Source organism: Lysobacter sp. HA18, from assembly GCF_054057595.1.
In genome coordinates, this window is record NZ_JBSRZL010000001.1 from 743,987 (window position 1) to 770,345 (window position 26,359).

Genomic DNA, 26,359 nt, shown 5'->3' on the forward strand with positions numbered 1-26,359 from the left:
GCCCTCTGCTAACGTACGGCCGTTGCGGCTTCGACCGATTCCACGTGTCCGATTCCGTCCCCAGTACCGCTGCGATCGACCCCACCCGGGCACACCCGCCGCGGCCGCTCTGGCCGACGGTCGTCCATATCCTCGCGCTGGCCGCGATCTACGCGCCGCTGGCCTTCGTCGGCCTGCGCTGGGGCATGACCCGCGGCGTCGCCTCGCCGATCTGGCCCGCTGCGGGCGTCGCACTTGCAGTGTTCGTTCTGCGCGGGCGACATCTGTGGCCCGGCGTGGTGCTCGGCTACCTTGGCGGCGCGATGCTCAACCACTCGCCGAGCGCGTGGTGGGTGTTGCTGATCGTCGCCGGCGGAAACGCGCTGGCGACCTACAGCGGGCAGGTCGCGCTCGAGCGCTCGCGCTTCAATGCATCCTTCGAATCGTTCCGCGATTTCCTTCTGTTCGCGGTCGTGGCCGCGTCCATCGCCGCGATCTCATCGACCGTCGGCTCTCTCGCCATTGCGGCGCCGCTGCACCTCGGCGCCGATCGCATCTGGCTGATGTGGAGCCACTGGTACCTGGGCGACGTCACCGGCGTGCTGATCGTCGGCACGATGGTGCTGGCCTGGGCGCGTGGCACGTGGCCGCGCACCGCGCGCTGGTGGGGCGAGTTCGCGGCCTGCCTCGTCATATCCGCCGCGATCGCCGCGTTCGTATTCATGCGCCACGGCGAGCGCATGTACACGTTCATCGCGTACTGCCCGCTGATCTGGGCCGCGCTGTCGTTGCGACTGCGCGGTGCGAGCGCGGCCTGCTTCCTGATTTCGATGATCGCAGTCGTCGGCACCACGTTTGGTTACGGTCCGTTCGCCACGCTCGACGTGCACGCACGCTACGTCGACCTGCAGATATTCCTCGCGGTGATGGCGGCCTCGGCGCTGGTGCTCGCAGTCGTCGCCGACGAGCGCCGCGCGCAACATGCGCTGCGCCTGAGCGAAACGCGCCTGCGACTTGCGCTCGAGGCATCCGACACCGGGCTGTGGAAGATCGACCTGCAGACCGGCGCAATGGCGTTTTCGCCCGAATGCGCGCGCATCACCGGCATCGCCGAGAACGCGATCGAGCACACGCGTGCGGGCGCGGCGACGCTGCTGCACGAGGAAGATCTGCCACGCGTGCGTGCAACGCTGGCCGATGCGGTCGAGCGTCACACGTTGTTCGAAAGCCAGTTCCGCGTGAATCGCCCGGACGGCAGCGAGTTGTGGGTCGAAGCACGCGGTCGTGCTGTTTACGAAGACGGCGTTCCGGTTTCCGTTCTCGGCACCATCAACGACATTACCGAGCAGCGTCGCAATGCGCGGCGCCTTGCCGAACAGGCGAGCCTGCTCGACCTCACCAGCGACGCCATCCTGATCCGCGATCTCGATGGCCGCATCACGTACTGGAACGACAGCTCCGCACGCCTCTACGGTTTTTCGCAGGATGAAGCCATCGGTCGCATCGCGCGCGATCTTCTGCGCACCGAGTTCCCGCTGGCGCTCGGCGAGATCGGCCGCGTATTGCTCGAGCACGGGCGCTGGGATGGCGAGGTCGTTCACCACCGCAAGGACGGTGCGCCGCGAATCATCCACGCGCGCTGGGTGCTCACGCGCGATGCGATGGGCCAGCCGCAGTCGGTGATGCAAACCCATACCGACATCACCGATCGCAAGCGCGCCGATGTCACGGCCGCATTCCTCGCCGAGCTCGACAAGCGCATCGGCCAGACCTTGAACGTCGACGAGGTCGCGGACATTGGGCTGCAGTTGCTCGGCGAACACCTGCGACTCGTGCGCTGCACGTTGTCGGATATCGACATCGAGCACGGGCGCGTGCGCGTGCTGCACGAGTGGACGCAGGGCGTGCCGCGGCTCTCGGAGAGTTACGACGCGCGCGCCTTCTTCACCAGCGAACTCGGCATCACGCTGGCGTCCGGCGATGCGGTCGCCATCTCGGACGTGCGACGCGATCGGATGACCGCGCCATTCGCGATCAACTTCGTGCCGCACGGCACCGTCGCGCTTGCGGCCGCGTCATACGTCATCGAAGGCCGCCTGGTCGGCACGCTGATGGTCGCCGCGGCGGATGCACGCGACTGGCGCAGCGACGAGAAGCAGTTGGTGCGCGAGGTCATCGCGCGACTGTGGCCGGCGATCGAGCGCGCGAAGGCGTTGTCGGCGCTGCGCGAGTCGGAAGCGCGCTTCCGCCAGCTCGCCGACACCGCGCCGATCATGATCTGGGTCGCCGAGGCGGATGGACGTTGCAGTTACGTCAGCCGGCGGTGGACCGAATTCACCGGGCGCCTCTACGAAGCCGAACTCGACTTCGGTTGGAAGGCGATGATCCATCCCGACGACCTCGAAGGCTATTCGATCGCGTTCGAGGAAGCCGCGCGCGAGCACCGCGCGTTCTCCGACGAATACCGCGCGTTGCGCTGGGATGGCGCGTATCGCTGGTTGCACGTCACCGCGCGTCCGCGCTTCGGTGCGGGCAGCGAGTTCCTCGGTTACATCGGTGCGGTGATGGACGTGACCGAACGTCGCGAAGCCGAAGAATCGCTGCGCGAGGCGGATCGTCGAAAGGACGAATTCCTCGCCACGCTCGCGCACGAACTGCGCAACCCGCTGTCGCCGATCCGTACCGGCCTACAGGTGCTCAACCTCACCGACGATGCGGACACCGCGCGTCGCACGCGGCAGATGATGGAGCGCCAGCTCGGTCACATGGTGCGGCTGATCGACGACCTGCTCGACGTCTCGCGCATCACGAGTGGCAAGGTCGTGCTGCAGCGCGATCGCATTTCGCTGCAGGACGCCGCGCTCGCCGCGATCGAATCGGCACGGCCGTTGATCGAAGGCGCGCGCCATCGCCTGCATCTCGACCTGCCGGGCACGCCGCTCTGGATCGACGCCGACCCCACGCGCATCGCGCAGGTCATGGGCAACCTGCTGACGAACGCCGCGAAGTACACGCCGGATGGCGGCGACATCACGCTGCGCGTCTACGACTGCGACGACACGGCCTGCGTGTCGGTGTCCGATACCGGACTCGGCATTCCAACGGATTCGCTGGGTGCGGTGTTCGGCATGTTCGCGCAGGTGAACCGCACGCTCGAACGCGCGCAGGGTGGACTCGGCATCGGGCTGGCGCTCGCGCGTCGCCTCGTCGACATGCACGGCGGTACGGTTACCGCGCACAGCGATGGCTTGGGGCGCGGCAGTACGTTCACAGTCTGCCTGCCGCTCGCGCCCGACCTGCCGGATTTCGCCGCGCCGCGTGCAACAGCCATCGACGCGCAGCCGCGACGTCGCGTGCTGGTCGTCGACGACAACCAAGACGCGGCGGAAACGCTGGGCATGATGCTCGAGCTCGATGGCCACGCGACCTGCGTGGCGTACTCGGCGATCGACGGCTTGCGACTGGTCGACGAATTCCAGCCGGAGATCGCGTTCCTCGACATCGGCATGCCGGTGATGAACGGCTACGAGCTTGCACGTCGCCTGCGCGGACGCGCCGATGGCGAGTCGATCACGTTGGTTGCGGTGAGTGGATGGGGCGGTGAGGCCGACAAGTTGCAGGCCGCGGCCGCCGGTTTCGATCTGCATCTCACCAAGCCGGTCAGCGTGGATGCGGTGCAGGCCGCGGTTGGGCGTGTGCGTCGATTTGCTTCGGACGACGCCTGAGTCCAGCAGCTCGCAATGACGTCGAGCGCGAGTCGTCGCGGTCGATACCGTTGCGTATCGTTGCCGGTGCGCCGACTCCGCTGACCCCAACCTCGAGGACGATGACTGCGAGTCCGCGGCGCACGAGGTCATTGAACGCACTCGTGAAGGTCAGCGCCTGGTGCCAGCGCGCATGCGTCGCCGGCCTCAGTGAAGACATGACCCTGCAGTCGGACCGCGACCGGGCGCACTCCGCCGCCCGCGAAACTCGGTATACACTCGGGACTGTGCGCGCCATCACGGTCCGCGTCGGCATGCGACGAAACAGTCGAACGCGCCGTCATGCGCTTCGCGCCAGCCAGGAGTCGATGTGACGTCCCAACTGCTCCAGACCGCGGTGGATGCGACCGAGGGCAGCGACCAGGACCCTGCGGGTCGGGTCGACCGGGAAATCATTTGTCAGGTCGATCTGGATCGCGCCACGGCGCTGATCGAACGTCGCAGCGCATCAGGCCTGCTCGATGAAATCGCCGCGATCGTGCAGGCGCTGGAAGTCGCAGATCCACGCACAGTTCCGCGTCGCGGCACCATCGTCGGCCGATTGCTCGGTCGTGATCTCTCCTCGCAGGCGCGTGCACGCCAGGCGCACGAACACATCCGCATCCGCCTGCAACTCGCCGAGCGTCGCGCGCTCGACGTGCTCACCCACGTACGTGAACTCGACGACGCGGCTGCACACATCTCACGCCAACGTGCGCGCCTTGCCGAGATCGCGGAGCGCGGCCGCGAGGCCTACGACGCGTTCGCGGTCGAGGCCGGTACGCGGCCCGATGCGATGGGCCGTCGCCTCGATCACCTGACCATGCTGCTGAGTTCGTGGGATGTCGCGATGGCGCACATGCGGCTCGTGCGCCAGTACGACGAACTGCTGCTTGCGCGCTATGCGCACGTGCGCGACGTCGTGGTGCCGCAGTGGCTGCGTCGTGCCGATGCCGCGCTTGCCGCCGACGAGCACGACGGCCCGCCGCCCGGCGAACTGCTGCGCGAGGCGCTCGAAGTCTTGCTGCAGGTGACGGCGCCCGAGCCCGCGGTGTTCCCGCGCGCGGAAGACGTGCGCGTCTGATTCAACGCATCGGGCGGTCGAGTTCGTCGCGTGATTCGCGCGGACCGCGCGGCTGTCGATTGCCTTCCAGCGTCACGTCCGTCGTGACCGGCGGCGGCACGTTCACCGCGGCCGGCGACCCCTTCTTCCACGCCTGCGTTTCGTAAGCACCGAGCCCGACCACGCCGGGCATCAGGTCGAGCAGTGATGGCGCGTCCGCGCTGCGCGGCAACGGCATCGTGCGACTGCCCAGCGCCGCGACCGTCGCCGCCGCGAGTAGGCCCCACATCATCAGCGTTCGCGTATTGCGGACCATGCGGAAGGCCTCGTCGCGCGGGAGCCTGCAGCGTTGCACGCCGCGACTGCACGCGATGTCGACGTGTTCGTGCCGTGGAAGGTCGTGTTTATCGACGATGCGGCTGGATGATGGACGCGTGACCCGGCAACGCCACCGGTGGCGACCGAAGCGGCTGTAACCCCAGCCCGTCCTCGGGTACGTTCTAGCCGGGGACATTCAACGGATTCACGCCATGCGATCGCTCATCGCCGCACTCGTCTGCGCCTTTTTCGCCTTGCCGTGCGCCGTATACGCGCAGCGCGACCTAACTGCACCGCCGCTGGTATCCACCGCCGAGCACGACACGCCGGTGCGGCTGGAACGCGCAGCGATGTCCGTCGACCAGGCTGGCGGCACCGTCCGCACCACGCTGGACATGACCTTCCGCAATCCGTCGTCGCGCGTCCTCGAAGGGACCCTCGACTTCCCGTTGCAGCCCGGCCAGCAGGTGGTCGCGTTCGCGCTCGATATCGGCGGCCACATGCGCGCGGCGGTGCCGGTCGAAAAGCAGCGCGGCCGCCAGGTGCTGGAAGCGATCGAGCGTCGTGGCGCGGACCCGGGCCTGCTCGAGCAATCGCAGGGCGAGCATTTCCGCTTACGCATCTATCCGTTTGCGCCACAGGGCACGCGCAGCGTCCGCATCGTGCTGTCGCAGGCGTTGCCGGCGAACACAGCGTCCGTGTTGCTGCCGACCTCGTTCGCCGCAGGTCTCGACACGTTGCCACTCGTTGTGCACGCCGCGGGCGTTCCGCATATCGACGGCGCGCTTCATGCCCCGGTATTCCAGCGCGGTGCGCATGGGCGTTACCAGACGACGCTGCATGCCAGCGACGTCGCTAAGGGGCGCAGCATCCGCCTAGTGTTTCCGGCGACCACGGCGCCCGTCGCACAAGTACAGACGTGGCACGGCGAACGCTATTTCGTCGCCGACGTGCCGGTGACGCTGACGCCGGAACGCCGTGCGCTGCCATCGAAGATGGTGCTGCTCTGGGACAGTTCCGCGTCGGGCGCGAAGCGTGCGCACGATCTGGAGTTCGCGCTGCTCGATGCGTATTTCGGCTCGACACGCTCAATCGATGTCGACCTCGTCCGCTTCCGCGACACCACGGAACCTGCGGTGCACTTCAGCATCCGCACCGGCGATTGGAGCGCATTGCGCAAGGCGCTCGAAACCACCGTCTACGACGGCGCGACGAGCCTCCGCGGCTGGACGGCGCCGGCGGACGTGGGCGAGGTCCTCCTCTTCAGCGACGGCCTGTTCAATTATGGCGACGCGACGTTCGCGGCCTTGGACACGCGCCAGCGGCTTTACACCGTGCGTGCGGGCGTCGCAGGCGATTCGGCACAACTCGCTGCGCTAGCCGACGCGCGCAACGGTGCGTCGATCAATCTCGACTCGACGAGCGACCTTGCCGCGGCACGCAACCTTCTGCTGTTCGATCTGCCGCGCATCGTCGGTATCGACGCGGTCGGCGCGACTGACGTGGTCGCCGAGTCGACCATTGCCCGCGACGGCGTCGTACGCGTCGCCGGTCGCATGCTGGATGCCGAGCCGCGCGTCACGCTGAACGTCGCGCGCGGCGTCGAACGCACGCGCATCGACGTACCGTTGAATGGCGCAGTCGAAAGCGACGCCGCCGCGCCGCTATGGGCGCAATACAGCGTCGCCCACCTGATGGACGCGCCGGAGCGCAACCGCGCCGCGATCGCACGCATGGGCAGCGAGTTCGGCATCGTCACGCCGGGCAGCTCGCTGATCGTCCTCGAAAACGTCGACGACTACGTCCGCTATTCGATCGCGCCGCCTGATGAATTGCGCGATGAGTACGCGCGACGCGCCGCCGCTGTTGCCGCCGAACAGGATGAAGCACGGAGCAAGCAGCTCGACGCAGTGCGCTCGCAGTGGAAGGAGCGCGTCCAGTGGTGGTCGACGGCCTTCCCGAAGGGCGCGCCGCCGAAGACTAAGAATGAGGACGTGCGCGGCGCTGTTGCCTACGCGCCTCCACCTGCACCCTCACCCATGTCGGTCGAGGAAGCGCCGATGCTGGCCGAGCGTGCGGCCAGCGACGCGGCTGCGGCAAGCGCGACGGCCAACGCCGAGCAGGCGCAGCGCCGCGCGCAATCGCTCGACCGCGTCGAGGTGACGGGAAGCCGCATCAGCCGTGCCGAACGCGCCGAAGGTGCCGCCGAGATCGGTGTGCAACTGCAGCCGTGGACGCCGGATTCGCCGTTCGCGCGTCGCCTGCGCGGCCTGGATGCGGACGCGGCGTACGCGGCGTATCTCGACGAGCGTGCCCGCGCCGAACCGGGCACTGCGTTCTACCTCGACGTTGCCGACGTGCTGTTCGATCGCAAGCGCGACGACCTCGCGTTGCGCGTGCTGTCGAACGTCGCCGAGATGGATCTCGACAATCGCCACGTGCTGCGCGTGCTCGGCTATCGGCTGATGCAGGCGGGGCGCGCGGACCTCGCGGTGCCGGTGCTGGAACAGGTGCTCGCGATGAGTGACGACGAGCCGCAGAGCTATCGCGATCTCGCGCTGGCCCAGGCTGCGCTCGGTGATCGCCAGAAGGCGGTCGACCTGCTGTACGAAGTCGTGGCCGGCACTTGGGACGACCGCTTCCCCGGCATCGAGGTTACGGCGCTTGCGGAACTCAATGCCCTCGTTGCGACCTCAACGACGCCGCTCGACACGCACCGCATCCCGGCCGACCTCATCCGCAATATGCCGCTCGACCTGCGCGCCGTCCTCAGCTGGGATGCCGACAACAGCGACATGGACCTGTGGGTGACCGATCCGAACGGCGAAAAGGCGTACTACGGGCACCGCCTCACGTACCACGGCGGGCAGATGTCGCGCGACTTCACGGGCGGCTACGGACCGGAAGAATTCGCGCTGCGCACGGCGAAGCCGGGCCGCTACAAGGTCGAGGCCAATTACTTCGGCGATCGCCAGCAGATCGTCACCGGTGCGACGACGCTGCAGCTATGGCTGAGCACGCATTTCGGCACGCCGCGCCAGAAGGACCAGCGGATCACCCTGCGCCTGCGCGACAAGAAGGAAACGATCTTCGTCGGCGAGTTCGAGTTGAAGTAGGCGAGTTGGGCGCCGCCGGGAATACGTCGCGACGGCCTCGCGCGGGTCGCCGCGGCCGAGCATTCCCGCAGGATCGTCAGCGGATCGCGAGGGCGAATGCGCCGATCAGGTTCGCGAGCGCGACCATGATCCCGAGCGTCGTCAGCACGGCGGTGCGATTGCGGCGAGCACGGTAGCTCGTCATGAGGACTCTCCGACGTCACCCGACGCTGCGTCGCGCGTCGCGACCACTGGCGTCTTTCGGTGTCCGCTATCGCGGCACTGGGTGACAGCCATGCTGGCCTTCGCCGGCTAAGGCCGCTATCCGGCGACACCGCGCTGGCGGGTAGGAATAGTCCGAAGCAACGGTTCGCGCGGCGCTTCCTGCCTGACCGATGAGGCGGCACCGCGTGGCCGCGTGGATCGCGACGGCAGATGCCCATCGCGATGGGCACGCATCAACGTGGCGGGCAGGGCGGTGGCTGGAGATCGCTAGTGATACATCGGATTCTCGAGCAGCAACGACCGTGGCACCCGCTGGCGCTTCACCCACATCAGCGCGTCGACCGAATCCTCGAAGACATGCGTCTGCAGGCCCAGGCGGGTCGCCATGATCTGACCGATGCGATCGGGGTCGAGCATTTCCTCGCGCGCGGCGATCGCGAGCGTGAAGGGTTCGGGCGCCGCATCGGCCCATTCGCGCACGATCTCGAAGCGCTCGGCCAGCGTGGGGAGCGGCGAGATGGTTGCGTCGGTGAAGTCCAGCAGCAGGCGCTGCAGTTCGTAGGCGCGTGCCTCGGCGATGGCGTCGAGCGCGATCGCGCGGGCGTTGGTCAGTGGCAGTTCGCCGATCGGGTGCACGATCAGGCAGTTGTCGTCGAGGTGGCGGGCGAGTTCCATGCGTGACCTCACGTGTGCGCAGGGGTGGACGGCTCGCGCAGCCAGCGTTCCGCTGACGCGCGATCGGTGAATGCATGCGCATCCAGGCCGAGTCTTGATGCGACGTACAGCCCGGCACGGTCGCTGTGCAGAAGCTCCTCGCGCGCCGCGAGTGCGAGCGAGAACCCGTCCGGCGCCGCTTCGGCCCATTCCTGCACGATGTCGATGCGTTGCACGAGCCCCGGCACCGGCTCGACGCGGGCATCGAGCAGGTCCAGCAAAAGGCGATGCATTCCGCTGTCGCGACAGGCCAGCACCGCGTCCAGCGCCGCCGAACGCAGTTTCGCAAGCGTCGCGGTGCCGGTGACGCGTAGCACGAAGGTATCGCCGTCGACGCGGACATCCGTATTCATGTCGGCCTCCGACCTCGATCGTAGGAGCCCGATGTTTGCGTCGAACGACCGCTGGTCGCGGATTCACCTTGGGGCAATGCGGCGGTGCGCAGATGCATCGTCGTGATGCGCGTTCCGTGTGCAACACATGGGTCGATCAGCCAGACGATCAGTTCAGGTAGCGGCAATTAGCTGCAACGGAGTGCATACGGCTATAGAAGACCGCTTTACGATGCTCTGCGCGTTCGACGCTGCCTCGTCATCACGCGTGCCGCAACCTCAAACGTAAGCGCTGCTCGCAGCCCACTTCACCTGCGCGATCACTTCCTTCACGCGGCCGCGCTCGATGAGTTCGGCCGGCGATTCTTCGCCGCGTCGCGCGCACAGCCATCTCGCCAGCGCCGCCTCGTCGTTCTTCCAGAAATCCAGCAGCAAGGCGGCAAGTTCCGGGCAGCGGGCCTGCACCAGCGTCCATACGCGCATCTCGCTTGCGCGGAGCGCAGCCTGCGCACGCTGGAGCGACTCCAGCTCGAGGGACAATTCGTCGTGGGCACGCTCGCGACCGGTCATGCCGAATGCTCGCACGGTGATTTGGTCGCGCTGCTGAACTTTCGGCAACGACGAACGCTGGCGCACGCGAAGCCATTGCCGAGGCCGCTCTCGCGCTTTTTGTCCCGACGAATGGTCGCCGCGCGTACCGCGTGGTCGTATTGCATAGCCGCAATTACCGGGCGTTCCATGCGGCCGTTCTCGCGCGTGCCGCGCCGCTACGCATGTGGGGCGACCCATGGGATCTGCGCATGTTCGCCACGCTCGACGGCATCGACGCGCGCTACCGCTACCGCCTTCGGCTCTGGATCGCGCGCGCGTTCGCCGTGCAGCTCGTAGTCGTTGGCGCGTTGAACATCCGCGTGGAGCGCGACAACGCGGCCATCCTGGACGCGGCATGGATCGCGTGCCTGATCGGCGTCCTTGTCGCCATACACGTGGCCCGCTCGCGCCCGTGGCCCGGCGACGCGCTGGTGCTGGTCAATGCCATCTTCGCGTCCGTCAACATGCACGTGGTCGGGCTGAACGGCCTGGGTTGGGTGTTCCCGATCATCGTCACGTCGTTCGCGATCAGCGCGACGCGTGCGGCGTTGGTCGTGTCACTCACCATGCTGGTCAACGCATTCGTGTTGACGCCGCGGTTCGCGCCGCTGGATGCGACCGTCGCGTTCGCACTGTCCGGCGCGTTGATCACCCTGTTGTCGTACGTCGTCGCGCGGCACGTCGAGCGGCTTCGAAGCCTGCTCGGTCGTCTCGCGTTGCGCGACCCGCTCACCGAGGCCGGCAATCGGCGTGCGATGGACGACGCCGTGCGACGTGCCGCCCATTCGAACGCACCGGCGGTGCTCGCGGTGATCGATCTCGACCATTTCAAGAGCATCAACGATGCGTACGGTCATGCCGTCGGCGATCGCGTGCTTCGCGAAACCGCGGCGGTCATTCGCGACCACGTCCTCGATGCGGGCGATCTCTACCGGCTCGGCGGCGAGGAATTCGTCGTGCTGCTCGGCGACGAGAGTCGCAGCGCGGCAAGCGAACGTCTGCACGCGCTCGCCGGCAGCATCCGTCGCGACGTGCGCCTGCGCGAGGTGCAGGTGACCTGCTCGATCGGTTTCGCGGCGAAACGGCCCGGCGACGATGAAGTCGGCTGGATGGCGCGTGCCGATCGCGCGATGTACCGCGCCAAGGCCATGGGGCGCGATCGCGTGGTCGATGCGGATGAGTCGGACGACGCGATCGAGCCGGGCGCTGCACGGTTCCCGGCATGAGGTGTCGTCCGCCACGCTGAAATGGCTGGGCAGGACGAGTTGGCGCCGAATGATACGAACGCCGGCCCGCTAGAATTGCACCCGTCGCAATGCGCAGAGACGGTTCGGATGGTCAGGCGGTTGCGGGTCGCGGTGGTGGGCTACGGCACGGCCGGTCAGGCCGTCGCGTTGTTTCTGTCTCGCGATGGGCACGACGTCGAAGTCTTCGAACGCACGACGACACTCGGACCGGTCGGCGCAGGGTTTCTGTTGCAACCCGTTGGCCAGCGCGTGCTGTGGGAACTCGGGCTGCTCGATTCAGTGCTCGCGCACGGCGCTGTCGTCTCGCGTTTATACGGCGAGACCGCCAGCGGGCGACCGGTCATGGACATGCGCTACGGCGAACTCGACGCGCGCCTGTTCGGTCTCGGCCTACAGCGCGGTGCGCTGTTTTCAATTCTCGACTCCGCGTGGTCGGAAGGCCGCGTGCTGCATTGCGGCTCGACGATCGTCGACGTGGATGCGGAGGCGGGCGCGATCACCGATGCGGACGGACATCGTCACGACGGGTTCGATCTTGTCGTGGTTGCGGACGGCGCGGCGTCGTCGCTGCGGTCGCAGATCGCACCGGCGAAGCTTGATCGGCCGTATCCTTGGGGCGCGCAGTGGTGCCTGGTGCCTGCGGACGATTGGGAATGGCGCGACGTCCTGCAGCAGCGTTATGTCGGTGCGCGACGCATGGTTGGCATGCTGCCGGTCGGCACGCGCCCCGGTGATCCTGTATCGCGTTTGAGCTTCTTCTGGAGCGTGCCGGCGACGGCGCTCGATTCGGCTGTCGCCGACGCCGACGCCGACGCATGGCGGGCGGAAGTGGAGAGCGTTTGGCCGGCCGCCGTAGAGCGTTTGAGTGAAGTCGCGATTCCCGAAGGGCTCGCGCGTGCGCGTTATCGCGACACGGTGCATCGACGCTGGCATCGCGGTCGCGCGGTATTGCTGGGTGACTCGGCGCATGCGATGAGCCCGCAGCTCGGCCAGGGCGTCAACATGGCGCTGCTCGACGCGCTCGGCCTTCGCGATGCATTGCGGTCGTGCGCGTCGGTCGAGGCAGCGCTCGAACAGGCGGTGGCGACGCGTCGCCGCCACGTCGGCATTTATCACTTCTGGAGTCGATGGCTGACGCCGTTGTTCCAGTCCGAGCGCGACGGCTGGGCGCGCCTGCGCGATCTGACCTTCCACCCGATGTCGCGCCTGCCCGGCGGTCGCGGCCAGATGCTTCGCGTACTGTCGGGTACGCGGCAGGGGTGGCTAGGCACGGTGCCGCTGCCATCGGCTTTCCTCAACGCACTCGCTGCGCTGCCCGCGCCTGTCGCAAACGCCACACTGACCGACACGGCGATACGCGCGTGACCTCGCGCGATCGACGTCCACTGTTCGCGCACCTGCTCGGCCCCGCGTTCGACCAGCTGCCGGACGTCGTGCAGCGCCTGCATCTACGCGCAGGCAGAAATGCCTACGCCGGTGAGGTGGAGGTCGAGCGCGGTACCAGTCTGTTGGCGCGACTCTGCGCATGGGCGACGCGACTGCCGCCCGCGGGACGAGGGCCGATCCATGTCGACATCGAAGCAACGAGCAGTGACGAGCGTTGGACTCGCCACGTCGCCGGCCACGCGATGCGTTCGCGACTCTGGGCGGCGGACGGATTGCTGTGCGAGCAACTCGGCCTCGTGACGTTCGCCTTCCGGCTCGGCGTCGACGACGGCCGGCTGACATGGACCGTAGTACGTGTGCGTGCGCTTGGTGTTCCGCTTCCTGCCCGATGGTTCGACGGCGTGGCTGCGCTGGAATGCGAGATGCCCGACGGTCGCTATACCTTCGATGTAAGTGCGCGCCTTCCCGTCGTCGGCCCGCTCGTGCACTACCGCGGATGGCTGCATGTCGAACATTGATCCACCGGAAGTCATTGTCTTCGACGGTGTCTGCGTGTTGTGCAACGGATGGGTGCGTTTCCTGCTGCGATACGACCGTAAGCAGCGTTATCGCTTCGCGGCGATGCAGACGCCGGCCGGGCGTTCACTGCTCGAAGCGCATGGGCTCGATCCCGACGATCCGGTCTCGTTCCTTCTCGTCGCCGGCGCCAACGCGTGGACCGATACCGACGCGATCGCGCGCGTGCTTTCCGGCCTCGGCGGGGTGTGGCGTGTGGCGGCCGCTGTCGTGACGCTGGTGCCGCGGTTCGCGCGGGATCCGATCTATCGCGCAATCGCGCGAAATCGTTATCGCTACTTCGGGCAGTACGCGTCATGCCACGTACCGTCGCCGGAACAACGCGAACGTTTCATCAGCTAGTGCACGTGCGTGGTCGCGGTGATCGAGAAGTTCTCGAGCGCCTGCATGAACTCGTCGAGCGTGAAGAGATCGACGCAAGAACGCGCGCCACTGTTCGGCAATTCGTCGCGTGCGAGTTTGCGTGCGAGCACGACGGCGGCGGTCGCGGGAATCTGCGGGCCACTCCCATCCCTAGCGACGATCGACCACATGACGTGCTTCGCCTTGCCGTCGTGGCCGACGCCTCGCATCTCGACCGTCATGATGCCGACGTCGCTTCCCGTCGCCTGCCACCACTCGCTCATTCGAAGCAAAGGCCGCGCCCATCGCGCAAGGCTGCGCACTGCGCCGACGCGCACCAGCCAACTGGCGAGCCACAGTCCGAAATGCATGCGCCGCAGTTCGAGACCGGCGCGGAAGTCGCAATGACGCAGCGTCGGATAGCGCGAGGGCAACACGGACAGGTCGGGCACGTCGCAACGTGCGACCCAACGTGGTGACACGCCCGGCACGCGGATTCGCCGGAGCGACTGCCATCCGCGAACGTCCTGCCACCGTCCATCGATAAGCGCGGGAAACGGCTGGCCGACATAGCCGAGGATGGCCTGCGTGGTCGCGAGCCCGCGCGCCGTGCGATTGCCGGGGCTGATCGCGGACTCGATCGAACGCAGTTCGGCGAACTCGTGCTGATGCGCCGCGACGACGGCTGCACTGAGCCCGGGCACGGTACTTGCGCCCGATACGACCCATCGCCCGCCTGCTCTTGCCAGCGCATCGAGTCGAGCGATGCCCATGACGAATTCGCGTCCGTCGGCAAGATCGATGTAGTGCGCGCCGCATGCGAGCGCAGCTTCGGCGACACGGTAGTCGCGCTGCTGGAACGGCCCGGCGGTGTGGATTACGACATCGGGCGCGAGCGCTGCGATCTTGCTCTGCAGATCGGCCGACTCGACGTCCAGGCTCGCAGCGGTGACGGACGCGTCCGGGTAACGCTTCCGCAGGTCCGAGGCGAACCCGTCCGCTGCAGACGCACTTCGCCCGGCGACGATCACCTGCATCGCGGCGTCCTGCACGAGCTCGGAGGCGATCCGCTGTCCGAATTGCCCGTACGCACCGATGACGAGAATGCGCATGCTGGTTGGCGGGCCGGCGGTTGTCGAAACAGGTGATGCGATTGTCCGGCGTCGATCCGGGGCTGTCACCGACATTGGGCTCGTTCGGCCCTCGGCACGAACTCGATGGGTCGATCGCGATCTCCAGAACCAAACGCCGCCCACAAAAAAACCCGCACATCGGCGGGTTTTTTGCATGGTGGCTATGGGTGGACTCGAACCACCGACCCCAGCATTATGAGTGCTGTGCTCTAACCGGCTGAGCTACATAGCCATGCGGTGAACCGCGAATTCTTCCGGTTCGGCCGCTGGCTGTCAATCGCTGGCGGCCGGGCGCGGCGTTCGCTTGTTGTCGACCGGCCCGCGTGGCAGAGTCGATCGCAATGGCTTCGTGCCTAAGCGATCGAGGTCCGCATCGTGATCGATCCGGACGGCTACCGCCCCAATGTGGGCATCGTGATCATGAACGCCGACGGGCGCGTGTTCTGGGCCCGCCGCGTGCATCGCGACGGCTGGCAGTTCCCGCAGGGCGGCATGAACACCGACGAGACGCCGCTCGAGGCGATGTACCGCGAGCTGCGTGAAGAGACCGGGCTGCTGCCCGAGCACGTTGACGTGCTGGCGGCCACGCCCGGCTGGCTGCGTTACCGGCTGCCGCAGCGGGCGATCCGGCGCCGCGACCGGCTGGTCTGCATCGGCCAGAAGCAGGTGTGGTTCCTGCTGCACCTCAAGGGCGACGAGACCGAGGTCCGCCTCGACCTGACCGACAAGCCCGAATTCGACCACTGGCGCTGGGTGGACTTCTGGTACCCGCTCGACCACGTGGTGACCTTCAAGCGCGGTGTGTATTCGCGGGCGCTGCGGCACCTGGCGCCGTCGGCCCGGCAGATCGCGGGCGCGTCGGCCATCCCGACGCCGATGCCGGACCCGTACGACCCGCGCAATACCCGCCCGCAGAACCGCCAGCGGCCGCGGTCCGGCGGGTACGGGCCGCTTCAGGCCGGGGCGCCCGAGCCCGCCTCCAATTGACAATCATTCTCATTCGTGTTCGACTGGTGGCGTCCCAATAGCGCTCTCGATCCCCATGTACGTGTGCATCTGCAACGGCGTCACCGATCGCGACATCCGCCAGGCGGCCGAAGCCGGTTGCCGGACGCTGCCCGAGCTGACGATGCGCACCGGCGCCGGCGCGACCTGCGGCAGCTGCGTCGAGATGGCGACCGCGATCCTCGACGAGACCACCGCGCGTCTGCAGGCCGTACCGCTTCCGGTGCTTCGGGCTGCTTGACCCAACGCGGTCGATTCGCATTACCGACATCGCATCGCGCACCGGTTTAGAGTTCGCGCTCCGCGTCACGGAGCCGGCCCATGAAGGGTGATGCCAAGGTCATCGAATTCCTCAATCGCTCGCTCTACAACGAGCTGACGGCGATCAACCAGTACTTCCTGCACGCCAAGATGCTGAAGAACTGGGGCCTGAAGGAACTCGCCGACCACGAGTACCACGAGTCGATCGACGAGATGAAGCATGCGGACAAGCTGTCCGAGCGCATCCTCTTCCTCGACGGCCTGCCGAATTTCCAGGCGCTGGGCAAGCTCAAGATCGGCGAAAACCCACGCGAAGTGCTGGGTTGCGACCTCGCGCTCGAATACGAAGCGCTGCCGGTTTTGCGTGAGGCAATCGCGTATTGCGAGCAGGTCGGCGACTACGTCAGCCGCCAGTTGTTCGCTGACATCCTCGAGTCCGAGGAAGAACACATCGACTGGATCGAGACGCAGCTCGCGCTGATGGATCGCCTCGGTGACGCGCTCTATCTGCAGTCGAAGATGGAGAGCTGATCAGACGACCGCGCGCGATGTCGGCGTCGCGCGCCGCATCATGCTACGCACGCGTCGCCACAGCCAGGCGATCGCGAGCGCGATCAACAAGCTGATCACTGCCACCAGGCCAAGCGCGGCGACCGGATGCGCGACGACCAACGCCAGCAGGCCGACCGTCGCGGTGTCCTCGCCGAGCGACGCGCTCCAGTTGGTGACCGGTTCCGGCGACAGGTTGAGCAGGGCGCGCGTGCCCGACTTCAAGCCGTGACTCGCCAGCGCGACGCTCGCGCCCGCTGCGAGTGCGCCCGCGCCGAGATGGCCATCGGGCGACAGCGCCGCGGCGGTCAGGAATGCGCCGACCGGCACGCGTAGCAGCGTATGCACGAGATCCCAGGCCGAATCGACGCCGGGGATCTTGTCGGCGAAGAATTCGATCAACGCCAACGCGCCGGATACACCCAGCACCCACGGCGACTTGGCGACTTCCAGCGCGGGTGGCAGGTCCATCCAGCCCAGCGCGCCCGCGACGCCGATGCCGAACACCGTCAGGTAGACGCGGATTCCGGAAAGCCAGGCCAGTACGAGGCCGAGCGCGAACAACGGGGCTGCAGGCATGACGGGCTCTCCGGACGGCCGCTGACATGGAACGTCCGCCCGCGTGCAGGCGGCGTCGGCATACTGCGGGCACTGCCGCTTCGTCGAGGCCGACATGTCGCCACGTCCGACACCGTCCACCGTCGCCCGCACCGGGATCGGGCTGGTCGCCGCCCTGTTCGTCTTCCTGCTCGCGCTGCTGTTCGGCGCTTGGGGCGTCTGGCAGGTGGCGCGGACTACGCGTGCGCCCTGCGATGCCACGGCGACCGACGCGCTCGCCCAGCGCGTCGCAACGCTGACGCGCTCGGACCAGGTCAGTCGCGACGCCAACGGGCGGCTGCAGTCGACGCTCGCTGATCGCGAGGAGCAGATCGCGCAGCTCAAGGCCGATGTCGACTTCTACGAGCGCTTGGTCGGCGCGACCGGCCAGCGCCACGGCCTGAGCGTGCATGGGCTGCACCTTCAGCGGCAGCCGGGCGGCGCATGGCACTTCGCCGCGGTGCTGACGCAGAACCTCGACCGCGCCGCGGTCAGCACGGGCACGCTGACCCTCGCCGTCGAAGGCAGCCAGCAGGGCCGCCTGCAGACGCTCGACTGGGCGACGCTCCGCCAACAGCCGCAGGCGGCCGGCGAGCCGTATTCGTTCCGCTATTTCCAGCAGATCGACGGCGACCTGTTCCTGCCGGCGGGCTTTGCCCCGGCGCAGGTCACCGTGCGCCTGCAGCCGCGCGGCGGGGCGGTGGTGGAGCGCGCGCTCTCGTGGGCGGAAGCGACCGGCTCCCCCGACGCCGCGCACTGAACGCAGCGTCGCGGCACGTTCGCCGGGCGTTGCGACGGGCGCTGGTATCCTGACCGCATGGAAATGATCGACCTGCCGACCGCGCCGAATTACCAGTCGCTGGATCGGCCGCTGCTGTTCACCTCGGCCGCGGCCGCGAAAGTGCGTCAGCTGATCGACGAGGAAGGCAATGACGCGTTGAACCTCCGCGTCTACATCCAGGGCGGCGGTTGCTCGGGCTTCCAGTACGGCTTCGAGTTCGACGAGGAGCGCGGCGAGGACGACCTGGCCGTGCAGACCGATGGCGTCACGCTGGTCGTCGACCCGCTGAGCCTGCAGTACCTGATGGGCGCGGAAGTCGACTACACCGAAAGCCTGCACGGCGCGCAGTTCGTGATCCGCAATCCGAACGCGAAGACCACCTGCGGCTGCGGGTCCTCGTTCTCCGCATGACCTCCGCATCCGGCGCGCCGTATTCGCTCGTCGGAGAAAACCCCTGCCTTGCGCCGCTGGATCGCGCCGAGCACCTGCGCGGTGACGCGACGGCGCTTGCGTCGCTGTGGCGCGGTGGACGCGTTCTGCGCATCGACGGGGAAGGTCGCGCGGCGGCGGATGCGTCCGGCGCGGCGGATATCGTTCGCGGCGATGCATTGGATGCGTCGCATGACGGCGCGTATTTCCTGGGCCTCGACGATCACGGCGTCGGCTGGTTCGCGCAGACGCATGCCGACCTCGGCGACGCACGCATCGACCTGCGCTCCGCCGCGGCCACATGGCCACTCACCGAAGCCAGCGCATTCGCGACCGCACACGCGCTGCATCACTGGCATCTACGCCATCGCTATTGCGGCACCTGCGGCGGCGAAGTCGAGTTCGTTCGCGCCGGCTGGCTCGGCCGCTGCCTGCGTTGCACGCGCGAGCATTACCCGCGCACCGATCCCGCGATCATCGTCGCGGTGGGCGAGGGCACGCGCCTCTTGCTCGGTCGACAGGCGAGCTGGCCGGCCAAGCGTCATTCGCTGATCGCAGGATTCGTCGAGCCCGGCGAAACGCTCGAACAGGCCGTCGTGCGCGAGGTGATGGAAGAAACCGGCGTGCGCGTGCTTGCGTGCCGCTATCTCGGCTCGCAGCCGTGGCCGTTCCCGACATCGCTGATGATCGGCTTCATCGCCGTCGCGCGGCCGGGCGACGTGCATGTCAGCGACGAACTCGAGCATGCGCGCTGGTTCGAACGCGACGAGATCGTCGCGGCGCTCGATGCCGAAGCGCGCGACGACACCGAGAGTTCGTTGCTGATGCCGCCGGCGCGCCTGTCGATCGCGCACTGGCTGCTGCGCGAATGGCTCGCCGCGACCGCCTGATCAGCCCGGCGCGAGCGCCGTGAACGGCGCCCACGGCAGGTTGCGCAATACACCGAAGACGAGCGCCCCGATGATCCACAGCGGGCCGTTGAACGCGATGCGTCGTGCCACGCCATGCAGAACGCGGCGATGCGTCATCTGTTCGAACGCGAACAGCGCGAGCACCGGCAGGCCGATCAGCGCGAGTACGTTCATCGACGCTGCGCCCGCGATATCGCCATGCACCAGCGCATGCAGCATGCGGGTCATGCCGCACCCGGGACAGTAGAGCCCGGTGAACGCGCGGAACAGGCAGCCGGGAAACGGGCTGGACGCGGCATTCGGATCAAAACGGTAGAGCAGCCCGACGCCCGCGAGCGCCACCGCGCCGAGCGCGGTGACAGTCGCAGTACGTCGGGCGTCGAGCGGGTTCATCGATGCTGCATGGACTGCAGCTGCTGCAGCTCCTGCGTGTAACGCGCCATGCCGCCGGTGGCGATCATGCCGATGTTGATCAGCAGGCCGAGTGCGCACAGGCCCGTCGTGATCCAGCACCACAGCTTGGCGGTGTCGGACGAACGCTTGGCCTCGGCGAAATCACCGCGATCCAGCGCGCTGTTGACCTTCGACGAGAACACGATCGCGACGATGCCCGGAATCGTGCCGACGATGCAGCAGACGCACAGCGACACGATGGTGATGATGATCGACCACACCATGTAATTCGGAACGGGAACGCCGCCGGCCTGCGGCGGCATCGGCGACGGTGGCGGCGTGATGGGTGGCGGTGTGCTCATGGCGGGTCGTCCTGTCGGGTCGGAGTTTGAAACGTCGGGGTCGATGCTAGCAGGGCGCGTCGATCAGGCCGCGTCGCCGCGCAGCGCACGCACCTGGGCTTCCAGCGAATCGGCCGTGGCGGTGGCGCCGTCGACTGGTGCGTCGGCGATGACGTCCACATGCGCGCGCACGCGACGCGGCAGGCGGGCGCGGCCGAGGCGATCGTCGCGACGGCTCCACATGCTCGACCACATGCCGCGCAGCGCCATTGGCACCACCGGTACCGCGCGGCGTTCGAGGATCTTCTCGACGCCCGACTTGAACGCCGCGATGTCGCCGTCCTTGGTCAGCCCGCCTTCGGGGAAAATGCCGACCAGTTCGCCTTCGGCCAGTGCGGCGTCGATCTCGTCGAATGCCTTCTGCATGAGTGCGGGGTCTTCGCGTGCGCCGGCGATCGGGATCGCCTTCGCGGTGCGGAAGATCCAGCGCAGTAGCGGCGCGTTGAAGATGCGGTAGTACATGACGAAGCGCACCGGCCGCGGAATGCTGCCGGCGAGGATCAGCGCGTCCATGAAGCTGACGTGGTTGCAGACGATGAGCGCCGCGCCTTCGTCGGGAATGTTCTCGATGCCGCGCGAGCGCAGTCGGTACAGCGAGCGCACCAGCACCCAGCTGAGGAAGCGCATCGCGAATTCGGGAACGATGCTGAGGATCCAGATCATCACCAATGCGTTCGCGATCGCGAGCGCGAGGAACAGCTGCGGGATCGTCCAGTGCAGCCAGCGCTGCAGTGCGATCGCGCTCAATGCCGCGATGACGATGAACACCGAGTTCTGGATGTTCATCGCCGCGATCACGCGCGACAGCTCGCTCTTCGGCGTGCGGCTCTGGATCAGCGCGAACAGCGGCACCACGAAGATGCCGGCGGACAGGCCGACGCCTGCGAGCGCGATCGCGATGCGAACGCCGCCCGGCGCATGCAAGAACTCACGCAGCGCGAGGCCCGTCGCCGGCGGTGCGCCCGTGCGTGCGAAGTAGAGATCGAGCAGGAACGCGGTAATGCCGAACGCACCGACCGGAACCAGCCCAATTTCCACCGTGCGCGCCGAAAGCTTCTCGCACAGCACCGAGCCGATGCCGGTGCCGACCGAAAACAGCGCGAGCGCGAACAGGTAGAGCGCGCCGTTGCCGAGGTTGACGTCCGCATACGCGGGCAGCTGCGACGTCAGCATCGTGCCGACGAACCAGAACCACGAGACACCGAGGATGGAATTGCGCACCGCGAGCTGCTTGCGCGCCATGCGGATGATGCGCACTGATTCAGGGAACGGATTGAAGCTGATGCGAAGGTCCGGCGCGTTCGCATCGGAACGCGGGATCGAACGGCTGGTGATGTAGCCCAGCACCGCGAGCAGCACCACCGCGCCCGCAGCGATCATCGGCGCATCCGCATGACCCATCGCGAAGATGCCGCCGCCGGCGAGCATGCCGAGCAGGATCGCCACCGACGTGCCCATCTCGACCAGGCCATTACCGCCGGTGAGTTCCTGCGGCTCGAGCACCGCCGGCAGGATCGAGTACTTCACCGGCCCGAACAGCGTGGCGTGCACACCCGTAAGGAACAGCGCGACCATCAGCACCGGCAGGCTCTTGAGCGCGAAGCCCATTGCCGCCACCGCCATCACCGCGATGCCGAACAGGTTCACCGCGCGGATCAGTCGCGACTTCTCGTACTTCTCGGCGATCTGCCCCGCCAACGCGGAGAACATGAAGAAGGGGACGATGAAGATCGCCGGCGCGAGGTTGGCGTAGAGCGTCGTCTGCGCCGTGCCGACCGCGAGGAACGCGAGCAGGCCGATGATCGCCTGTCGATAGACGTTGTCGTTGAACGCGCCGATCGCCTGCGTGGCGAAGAACGGCGCGAATCGGCGCTGGCCGAGCAGTTGGAACTGGTTGTGCGCCATGCGCTGGTCTCCCCCGGGACGGGCCGGAGCCTAGCAGAGCGCCGCGTAGTTTCGCCTCGCCTCGCGCGTCACTGCATCGTCCAACCGCCGCCCATGGCCTGGAACAGCGCGACGCGCGCATTGAGCTCGTCGGCGCGTGCCTGTACCAGCGCGAGCTGCGCGTTGAGCAGCGCGCGCTGCGCGTCGAGCTGTTCGAGGTAGGACGTGTAGCCCGCCTGGTAGCGATTGGTCGCGTGACGCAGCGCGTCGGTGAGCGCGTCGACTTCGGCTTGCAGCGCGGAGCGTTGCTGTGCGAGCGACACCGTGGCGGCGAGCGCGTCGTCGACTTCGCGGAACGCGTTGAGCACCGTGCGCTGGTAGGCGAACGCGGCTTGGTCGCGACGCGAAGCGGCGACATCGGCCTGCGCGCGCAGTCGTCCGCCGTTGAACAAGGGCGCGAGGATGCTGCCGCCGATCGACCAGATGGCGATGGGGTCGGGCAGGGCGCGCGTGAACAGGCCGCCGGCGGTCGCGGCGAGACGCACCTGCGGCAGGAACTGCGCACGTGCGACGGCGAGGTTCGCGTCGCTCGCGGCCAGCGTGTATTCCGCCTGCGCGATGTCCGGCCGTCGTCGCAGCAGGTCCGACGGCAGGCCTTCCGGCACCGGCGGCGGCAGCAGTTGCGATGGCGGCAGACCGCGCGGCACCGGGCCGGGTGGCGTGCCGGCGAGTACGTGCAATGCGTTCTCCTGACGCGCGATCGCCAGTTCGACCTGCGGAACGATCTGCGCCGCGGCTTCGAACTCCGCTTGCGCCTGACGCAGTTCCAGCTGCGACGTGTAGCCGGCCTGCGCGCGCGACCGTGCGATGCGCAGTGCCTCGGCGCGGGTCTTCAGCGTGGTGCGCGCGACGTCGAGCCGCGCGTCGAGCGAGCGCAACGTGATGTAGCCGCTCGCCGTCGCCGCCGCGACCGACAGCGTCGTCGCTTCGCGCGCGGCATCGGTCGCGAGCGTCGTCTCTCTCGACGCTTCGACCTGATCGCGCAATCGACCCGACAGGTCGACTTCATACGCCGCCTGGAACACCGGTTGCGCCACCGTGCTTTCAGTCGCGCGTCCGAGCGCACTCAGGCTGCGCGAACGCGATGCCGACACGCCGAGATCGAGCGACGGCAGCAACTGCGAACGCGCGACGCGTTCCTGCGCGCGCGCTTCAGCGACGCGTGCCGCCGCGATTGCCACGTCGGGATTGTTCGCCAACGCCTGCTCGACCAGCTGCGTCAGCACCGGATCACCGAAATGCGTCCACCACGTCGTCGTCGCCGGGATCGTCGGCCCGACCGACGTGCGCCACGCGACCGGTGGTTGCACGTGGGCCGCATCCGGTGCGCGCGGCATCGGGCCGACACAACCGGCAAGCAGCGTCGCAAGCATCGCGGCTGCGGCGACCTTCAACGACCGCCCCCATTCGAACGCGTGTCGACGCTGGCCTCCACCGACATGCCGGGCCGCAGGCGCGCGGCGAGCGGCTGGCCCGGATCGATCGCGATGCGTACCGCGATGCGCTGCGGCACCTTCACGAAGTTGCCGGTCGCGTTATCGGGGCGAATCACTGCGAACTCGCTGCCGGCGGCAGGCGCAAGGTGCTGCACGCGCCCGTTGAGCATCGCACCGCCGAGTGCATCGACACGGAACGTCGCGCGTTGCCCGGGCGCCATGCGCGCGGTCTGCGCTTCCTTGTAGTTCGCCACCACCCAGACGTTGGACGGCACGAGGAACAACAATTGCGAACCCGCGGTGACGTACTGCCCGAGCCGCACGCCGACCTCGCTCACCTGGCCTGCCTGTGGCGCGCGCACGACCGTGTTTTCCAGATCGATCTGCGCGAGCCGCAACGCGGCCTGCGCGCTCGCCACCGCCGCCTCCAGACTTCCGCGTCCCACTTCGACCGTGCGCACCTGCTCGCTCGCCACGCTGCGTTGCGCCTGCGCCTGACGCACCGCGGCTTCGGCCTGCCGCAATGCGGCGAGTGTCTGGTCGCGCTCGCGCAGAGACACCGAACCTTCGGCGACGAGATCATCGACACGGCGCATGTCGGCCTGCGCGCGCTGCAGCTGCGCCTGCGCGCTCGCCACCGCGGCCGACTGCCCGCTCACCGTCGCCTCGCTTGCGCGCCGGCTCTGCAACGAGTTCGCGAGCGCCGCGCGTTGTGATGCGAGATTCGCTTCGGCCTGCTGCACGCGCTGCCGGTAGATGCGGTCATCGATGCGCACCAGCGGCTGCCCGCGTTTGACCTGCACGAAGTCCTGCACCAGCACTTCGGTGACGTAACCGTTGACCTGCGGCGCGATGATCGTGGTCTGCCCGCGCACGTAGGCGTTGTCGGTCACCTGCGCGTTGTGGCGGAACGGCGGCAGGTCCCATGCGTACAACACGACGCACGCGCCGGCGACCAGCAATGCGGCGAACAGCACCGTCAGCCACGGGCCGTTGCGCGGTGGCGACCAGCCGCGCGAGTCGGACGAGGGCACGGCGCCGGTCTCGATCGGGTCGTCGAGTCGCGGTTTCGACGGGGCGTCGTGCGCCGGCTCGCGGCCTTCGGTCATTGCTGGCTGGCCCTCATCTTCTGCAGTGCACTCAATTCCTCGGCCAGCGGATTGATGCCGTGCGTGCGCAGGTAGACCCAGCGCCCGCCGAGCCAGACGAGCACGACGCAGGCGATCGCTCCGATCAGCAGGAACATGTCGTTGAACGCGAGGATGTTCGCCTCGCGCGTGACCTGCTGTGAAAGCAGCACGCCGCCTTCGGCCTGCCGTAGCGTCGGGTCGCCGAGCACGCGCCCGTAGGCCGCGCCGAGTGTCTGCAGCCGGCCGCTCACCAGCGGGTCGGTGGGCAGCAGGCCCTGCACGAGTTCGTTCGAGTGGAAACGCTCGCGCATGATCTGGAACGTGCCGAGCAGCGCGCCGCCGCCCAGGCCGCCCAGCGTCTGCGAAATGCCGAACACCGCCGAGTAGCTGACCATGTGATTCGGCCCGCGCGCGAGCGCACGCAGCACGCCGGTCATCATCATCGGGCCGATGAAGTAGATCGCCGCGAACGACATCACCGCCTGCGTGATGTAGAGGTTGGCTGGTCGCGTGAGATTGCTGGCGTGCGCGTCGAACAGAGCGACCAGGCCGATCAAGGCGGTCGACGTCACCACCGGGCGCAACAGGTCGCGCGTGTCGAGGTTCTTGATGCTGGCGGCCAGACCGAACAGTGTGGCCAGCGCGACCACCGACCAGAACTTCACCAGCTGGTCCTGGCCCATGCCGACGGTGGTGAGCAGGCCGACCGAACCATAGTTCTGCTCCGACAGCAGCACGCGCATGACGGCCGCCGCCGCGGCGAATCGCAGGATGTTGCGGCTGCCGATCCAGCGCGTATTGAGCATTGGGTTGGCGCGGTGATGTTCGACCAGCAACGCGGCGCCGATCAGCACCACCGATGCGGCGAGCGCGTAGCCGATCCACGGCGTCGTCCACCAGACGATGCGCCCTTGCACCAGAACCGCGGTGAGCAGCGCGATGCCCGGCGCGAACAACGCGATCGTGAGCGCATCGAGCGGTTCGAACACGCGCACCGTGTCGCTGGGCGGCAGTCGCAACAACGCGACGCAGCCGAGGCACAGCAGGCTCAGGCCGAACTCGAACATGTAGAGCGTTTCGATGCTGCCGTTGGCGAGCAGCATCGGCGAGATCGCGCGCGCCAGCGGCAATGCGACCTGCCCGAGCCCGACGCCAATGATCATTCCCGACATGCGCGCGGCCGCCGGCATCGACTGCATGATGTAGAAGAAGCCGAGCGGCGTGAATCCGCTGGCGATCACGCCCGCCGCGAGCCGCATCGCCATCTCGCCGCCGTAGGTGTGCACGATGAGCTGCAGGCCGCTGAGCGCGACGAAGCCGGTGAGGAACACGCGCGTCAGGCGCTGCAAGCCGTACTGCTGTCGGAACTTGATCAGCACGAAACTCGTGCAGACGTTGGTCATCGAATACGCCGCGCTCAACCAGCCGCCTTCGACCGATGTCAGCCCGAGTGCGCCTTGTATCTGCGGGAGGTTCGCGACCAGGAGACCGTTGCTGAAGCCCGCAGTGACTGCGATGAGCACGCCGATCGCGGCGTACGCGATGCGGCGCGGCATCGGGTGCTCGGGCGTGGCGGGCGAACCCGGCAGCAGCGGACGCTCGTGCGGTTTGAAGACGTAGGTTTGTCGCGCGTCCGGTCCGGGCATCGAAAGCCGCGATGGTGCGGAGGCCGCGACAGTAGGCCGCGTTGCGACGGCAGATCGTGAAAGCAAGCGGCGAAGCGCCGTGTTGCAGCGACGCGCGAACGCGTCGTCGTCGAGCAATGCGAACTGGAAGCG

At 67.7% G+C, this 26,359-nt stretch carries 25 protein-coding genes and 1 tRNA gene; 13 read left to right on the forward strand and 13 right to left on the reverse strand.

What is annotated here, in order from left to right:
* Positions 1 to 44: 44 nt before the first annotated feature.
* Together ACVWWW_RS03710 and ACVWWW_RS03715 are read left to right on the forward strand one after the other, a co-directional pair.
* Positions 45 to 3,704 (forward strand): PAS domain S-box protein, encoded by a 3,660-nt coding sequence (locus tag ACVWWW_RS03710; protein ID WP_051235536.1) that lies wholly within the window; start codon positions 45 to 47, stop codon positions 3,702 to 3,704.
* A gap of 349 nt (positions 3,705 to 4,053) precedes the next feature.
* Positions 4,054 to 4,806 carry a hypothetical protein gene (locus ACVWWW_RS03715; protein WP_027083825.1) on the forward strand — a complete coding sequence of 251 codons (753 nt, stop codon included), beginning with the start codon at positions 4,054 to 4,056 and terminating at the stop codon, positions 4,804 to 4,806.
* Position 4,807: 1 nt separating this feature from the next.
* On the opposite strand, the gene ACVWWW_RS03720 is transcribed toward ACVWWW_RS03715, so the two are convergent.
* A complete protein-coding gene (locus ACVWWW_RS03720) occupies positions 4,808 to 5,101 on the reverse strand; it encodes a hypothetical protein (protein ID WP_027083824.1) in 294 nt (97 codons plus the stop codon).
* Between the two features lie 214 nt (positions 5,102 to 5,315).
* Here ACVWWW_RS03720 and ACVWWW_RS03725 point away from each other — a divergent pair, with 214 nt between their 5' ends.
* Positions 5,316 to 8,219, forward strand: coding sequence for a VIT domain-containing protein (locus tag ACVWWW_RS03725; RefSeq protein WP_036143189.1), 2,904 nt, complete (start codon positions 5,316 to 5,318; stop codon positions 8,217 to 8,219).
* Between the two features lie 471 nt (positions 8,220 to 8,690).
* Here ACVWWW_RS03725 and ACVWWW_RS03730 read toward each other — a convergent pair whose 3' ends face one another.
* From ACVWWW_RS03730 to ACVWWW_RS03740, 3 genes are all read right to left on the reverse strand, one after another.
* The gene (locus ACVWWW_RS03730; RefSeq protein WP_027083822.1) at positions 8,691 to 9,098 is read right to left on the reverse strand and encodes a hypothetical protein; all 408 of its coding nucleotides are present in this window, start codon (positions 9,096 to 9,098) and stop codon (positions 8,691 to 8,693) included.
* 8 nt (positions 9,099 to 9,106) lie between these two features.
* Complete coding sequence (locus ACVWWW_RS03735) at positions 9,107 to 9,490, reverse strand: hypothetical protein (protein WP_027083821.1); 384 nt, start codon at positions 9,488 to 9,490, stop codon at positions 9,107 to 9,109.
* 258 nt (positions 9,491 to 9,748) lie between these two features.
* Positions 9,749 to 10,054, reverse strand: coding sequence for a hypothetical protein (locus tag ACVWWW_RS03740; protein ID WP_196804416.1), 306 nt, complete (start codon positions 10,052 to 10,054; stop codon positions 9,749 to 9,751).
* Positions 10,055 to 10,269: 215 nt separating this feature from the next.
* On the opposite strand from ACVWWW_RS03740, the gene ACVWWW_RS03745 reads away from it, so the two are divergent.
* The 4 genes from ACVWWW_RS03745 (at position 10,270) to ACVWWW_RS03760 (ending at position 13,611) form a co-directional block, all read left to right on the forward strand.
* On the forward strand, positions 10,270 to 11,286 hold the full coding sequence (locus tag ACVWWW_RS03745; protein ID WP_196804415.1) for a GGDEF domain-containing protein: 1,017 nt from the start codon (positions 10,270 to 10,272) through the stop codon (positions 11,284 to 11,286).
* A gap of 108 nt (positions 11,287 to 11,394) precedes the next feature.
* A complete protein-coding gene (locus tag ACVWWW_RS03750) occupies positions 11,395 to 12,672 on the forward strand; it encodes an FAD-dependent oxidoreductase (protein ID WP_027083819.1) in 1,278 nt (425 codons plus the stop codon).
* On the forward strand, positions 12,669 to 13,211 hold the full coding sequence (locus ACVWWW_RS03755; RefSeq protein WP_027083818.1) for a DUF4166 domain-containing protein: 543 nt from the start codon (positions 12,669 to 12,671) through the stop codon (positions 13,209 to 13,211). Before ACVWWW_RS03750 ends, ACVWWW_RS03755 begins: the two co-directional genes overlap by 4 nt.
* Entirely contained in the window at positions 13,198 to 13,611 is a 414-nt protein-coding gene (locus ACVWWW_RS03760) for a thiol-disulfide oxidoreductase DCC family protein (protein WP_027083817.1), read from the forward strand. Before ACVWWW_RS03755 ends, ACVWWW_RS03760 begins: the two co-directional genes overlap by 14 nt.
* Here the strand turns inward: ACVWWW_RS03760 and ACVWWW_RS03765 are convergent.
* On the reverse strand, positions 13,608 to 14,723 hold the full coding sequence (locus ACVWWW_RS03765) for a saccharopine dehydrogenase NADP-binding domain-containing protein (RefSeq protein WP_027083816.1): 1,116 nt from the start codon (positions 14,721 to 14,723) through the stop codon (positions 13,608 to 13,610). The genes ACVWWW_RS03760 and ACVWWW_RS03765 overlap by 4 nt on opposite strands.
* 176 nt (positions 14,724 to 14,899) lie before the next feature.
* Positions 14,900 to 14,976 (reverse strand) — tRNA-Met (locus tag ACVWWW_RS03770).
* Positions 14,977 to 15,119: 143 nt separating this feature from the next.
* Between ACVWWW_RS03770 and ACVWWW_RS03775 the strand changes: the two genes are divergently transcribed.
* The 3 genes from ACVWWW_RS03775 to bfr all read left to right on the forward strand — a co-directional run bounded on the left by ACVWWW_RS03775 (position 15,120) and on the right by bfr (position 16,541).
* Positions 15,120 to 15,731, forward strand: a complete 612-nt coding sequence (locus ACVWWW_RS03775) for an RNA pyrophosphohydrolase (protein ID WP_027083815.1) — start codon at positions 15,120 to 15,122, stop codon at positions 15,729 to 15,731.
* A 55-nt stretch (positions 15,732 to 15,786) separates the two neighbouring features.
* The gene (locus ACVWWW_RS03780) at positions 15,787 to 15,990 is read left to right on the forward strand and encodes a (2Fe-2S)-binding protein (RefSeq protein WP_027083814.1); all 204 of its coding nucleotides are present in this window, start codon (positions 15,787 to 15,789) and stop codon (positions 15,988 to 15,990) included.
* A gap of 80 nt (positions 15,991 to 16,070) precedes the next feature.
* A complete protein-coding gene (gene bfr, locus ACVWWW_RS03785) occupies positions 16,071 to 16,541 on the forward strand; it encodes a bacterioferritin (RefSeq protein WP_027083813.1) in 471 nt (156 codons plus the stop codon).
* Here bfr and ACVWWW_RS03790 read toward each other — a convergent pair whose 3' ends face one another.
* Positions 16,542 to 17,138: a DUF4126 domain-containing protein gene (locus tag ACVWWW_RS03790; protein WP_027083812.1), complete on the reverse strand. Its 597-nt coding sequence runs from the start codon at positions 17,136 to 17,138 to the stop codon at positions 16,542 to 16,544.
* A 94-nt stretch (positions 17,139 to 17,232) separates the two neighbouring features.
* Between ACVWWW_RS03790 and ACVWWW_RS03795 the strand changes: the two genes are divergently transcribed.
* The 3 genes from ACVWWW_RS03795 (at position 17,233) to nudC (ending at position 19,256) form a co-directional block, all read left to right on the forward strand.
* Positions 17,233 to 17,916, forward strand: coding sequence for a DUF6776 family protein (locus ACVWWW_RS03795; protein WP_051235532.1), 684 nt, complete (start codon positions 17,233 to 17,235; stop codon positions 17,914 to 17,916).
* Positions 17,917 to 17,979: 63 nt separating this feature from the next.
* The gene (erpA, locus tag ACVWWW_RS03800; protein ID WP_027083811.1) at positions 17,980 to 18,348 is read left to right on the forward strand and encodes an iron-sulfur cluster insertion protein ErpA; all 369 of its coding nucleotides are present in this window, start codon (positions 17,980 to 17,982) and stop codon (positions 18,346 to 18,348) included.
* Complete coding sequence (gene nudC / locus ACVWWW_RS03805; protein ID WP_051235528.1) at positions 18,345 to 19,256, forward strand: NAD(+) diphosphatase; 912 nt, start codon at positions 18,345 to 18,347, stop codon at positions 19,254 to 19,256. Before erpA ends, nudC begins: the two co-directional genes overlap by 4 nt.
* Here nudC and ACVWWW_RS03810 read toward each other — a convergent pair whose 3' ends face one another.
* The 6 genes from ACVWWW_RS03810 to ACVWWW_RS03835 form a co-directional block, all read right to left on the reverse strand.
* Positions 19,257 to 19,670 (reverse strand): DUF2752 domain-containing protein, encoded by a 414-nt coding sequence (locus ACVWWW_RS03810; RefSeq protein WP_027083809.1) that lies wholly within the window; start codon positions 19,668 to 19,670, stop codon positions 19,257 to 19,259.
* Positions 19,667 to 20,032, reverse strand: coding sequence for a CD225/dispanin family protein (locus ACVWWW_RS03815; protein WP_027083808.1), 366 nt, complete (start codon positions 20,030 to 20,032; stop codon positions 19,667 to 19,669). The genes ACVWWW_RS03810 and ACVWWW_RS03815 overlap by 4 nt, the downstream gene beginning before the upstream one ends.
* 63 nt (positions 20,033 to 20,095) lie before the next feature.
* Positions 20,096 to 21,976, reverse strand: a complete 1,881-nt coding sequence (locus ACVWWW_RS03820) for an MFS transporter (RefSeq protein ID WP_027083807.1) — start codon at positions 21,974 to 21,976, stop codon at positions 20,096 to 20,098.
* Between the two features lie 68 nt (positions 21,977 to 22,044).
* Positions 22,045 to 23,409, reverse strand: a complete 1,365-nt coding sequence (locus ACVWWW_RS03825; RefSeq protein ID WP_027083806.1) for an efflux transporter outer membrane subunit — start codon at positions 23,407 to 23,409, stop codon at positions 22,045 to 22,047.
* Complete coding sequence (locus ACVWWW_RS03830; RefSeq protein WP_027083805.1) at positions 23,406 to 24,560, reverse strand: HlyD family secretion protein; 1,155 nt, start codon at positions 24,558 to 24,560, stop codon at positions 23,406 to 23,408. The genes ACVWWW_RS03825 and ACVWWW_RS03830 overlap by 4 nt, the downstream gene beginning before the upstream one ends.
* Positions 24,557 to 26,227: an MFS transporter gene (locus tag ACVWWW_RS03835; RefSeq protein WP_027083804.1), complete on the reverse strand. Its 1,671-nt coding sequence runs from the start codon at positions 26,225 to 26,227 to the stop codon at positions 24,557 to 24,559. Before ACVWWW_RS03835 ends, ACVWWW_RS03830 begins: the two co-directional genes overlap by 4 nt.
* Between the last annotated feature and the right edge of the window lie 132 nt (positions 26,228 to 26,359).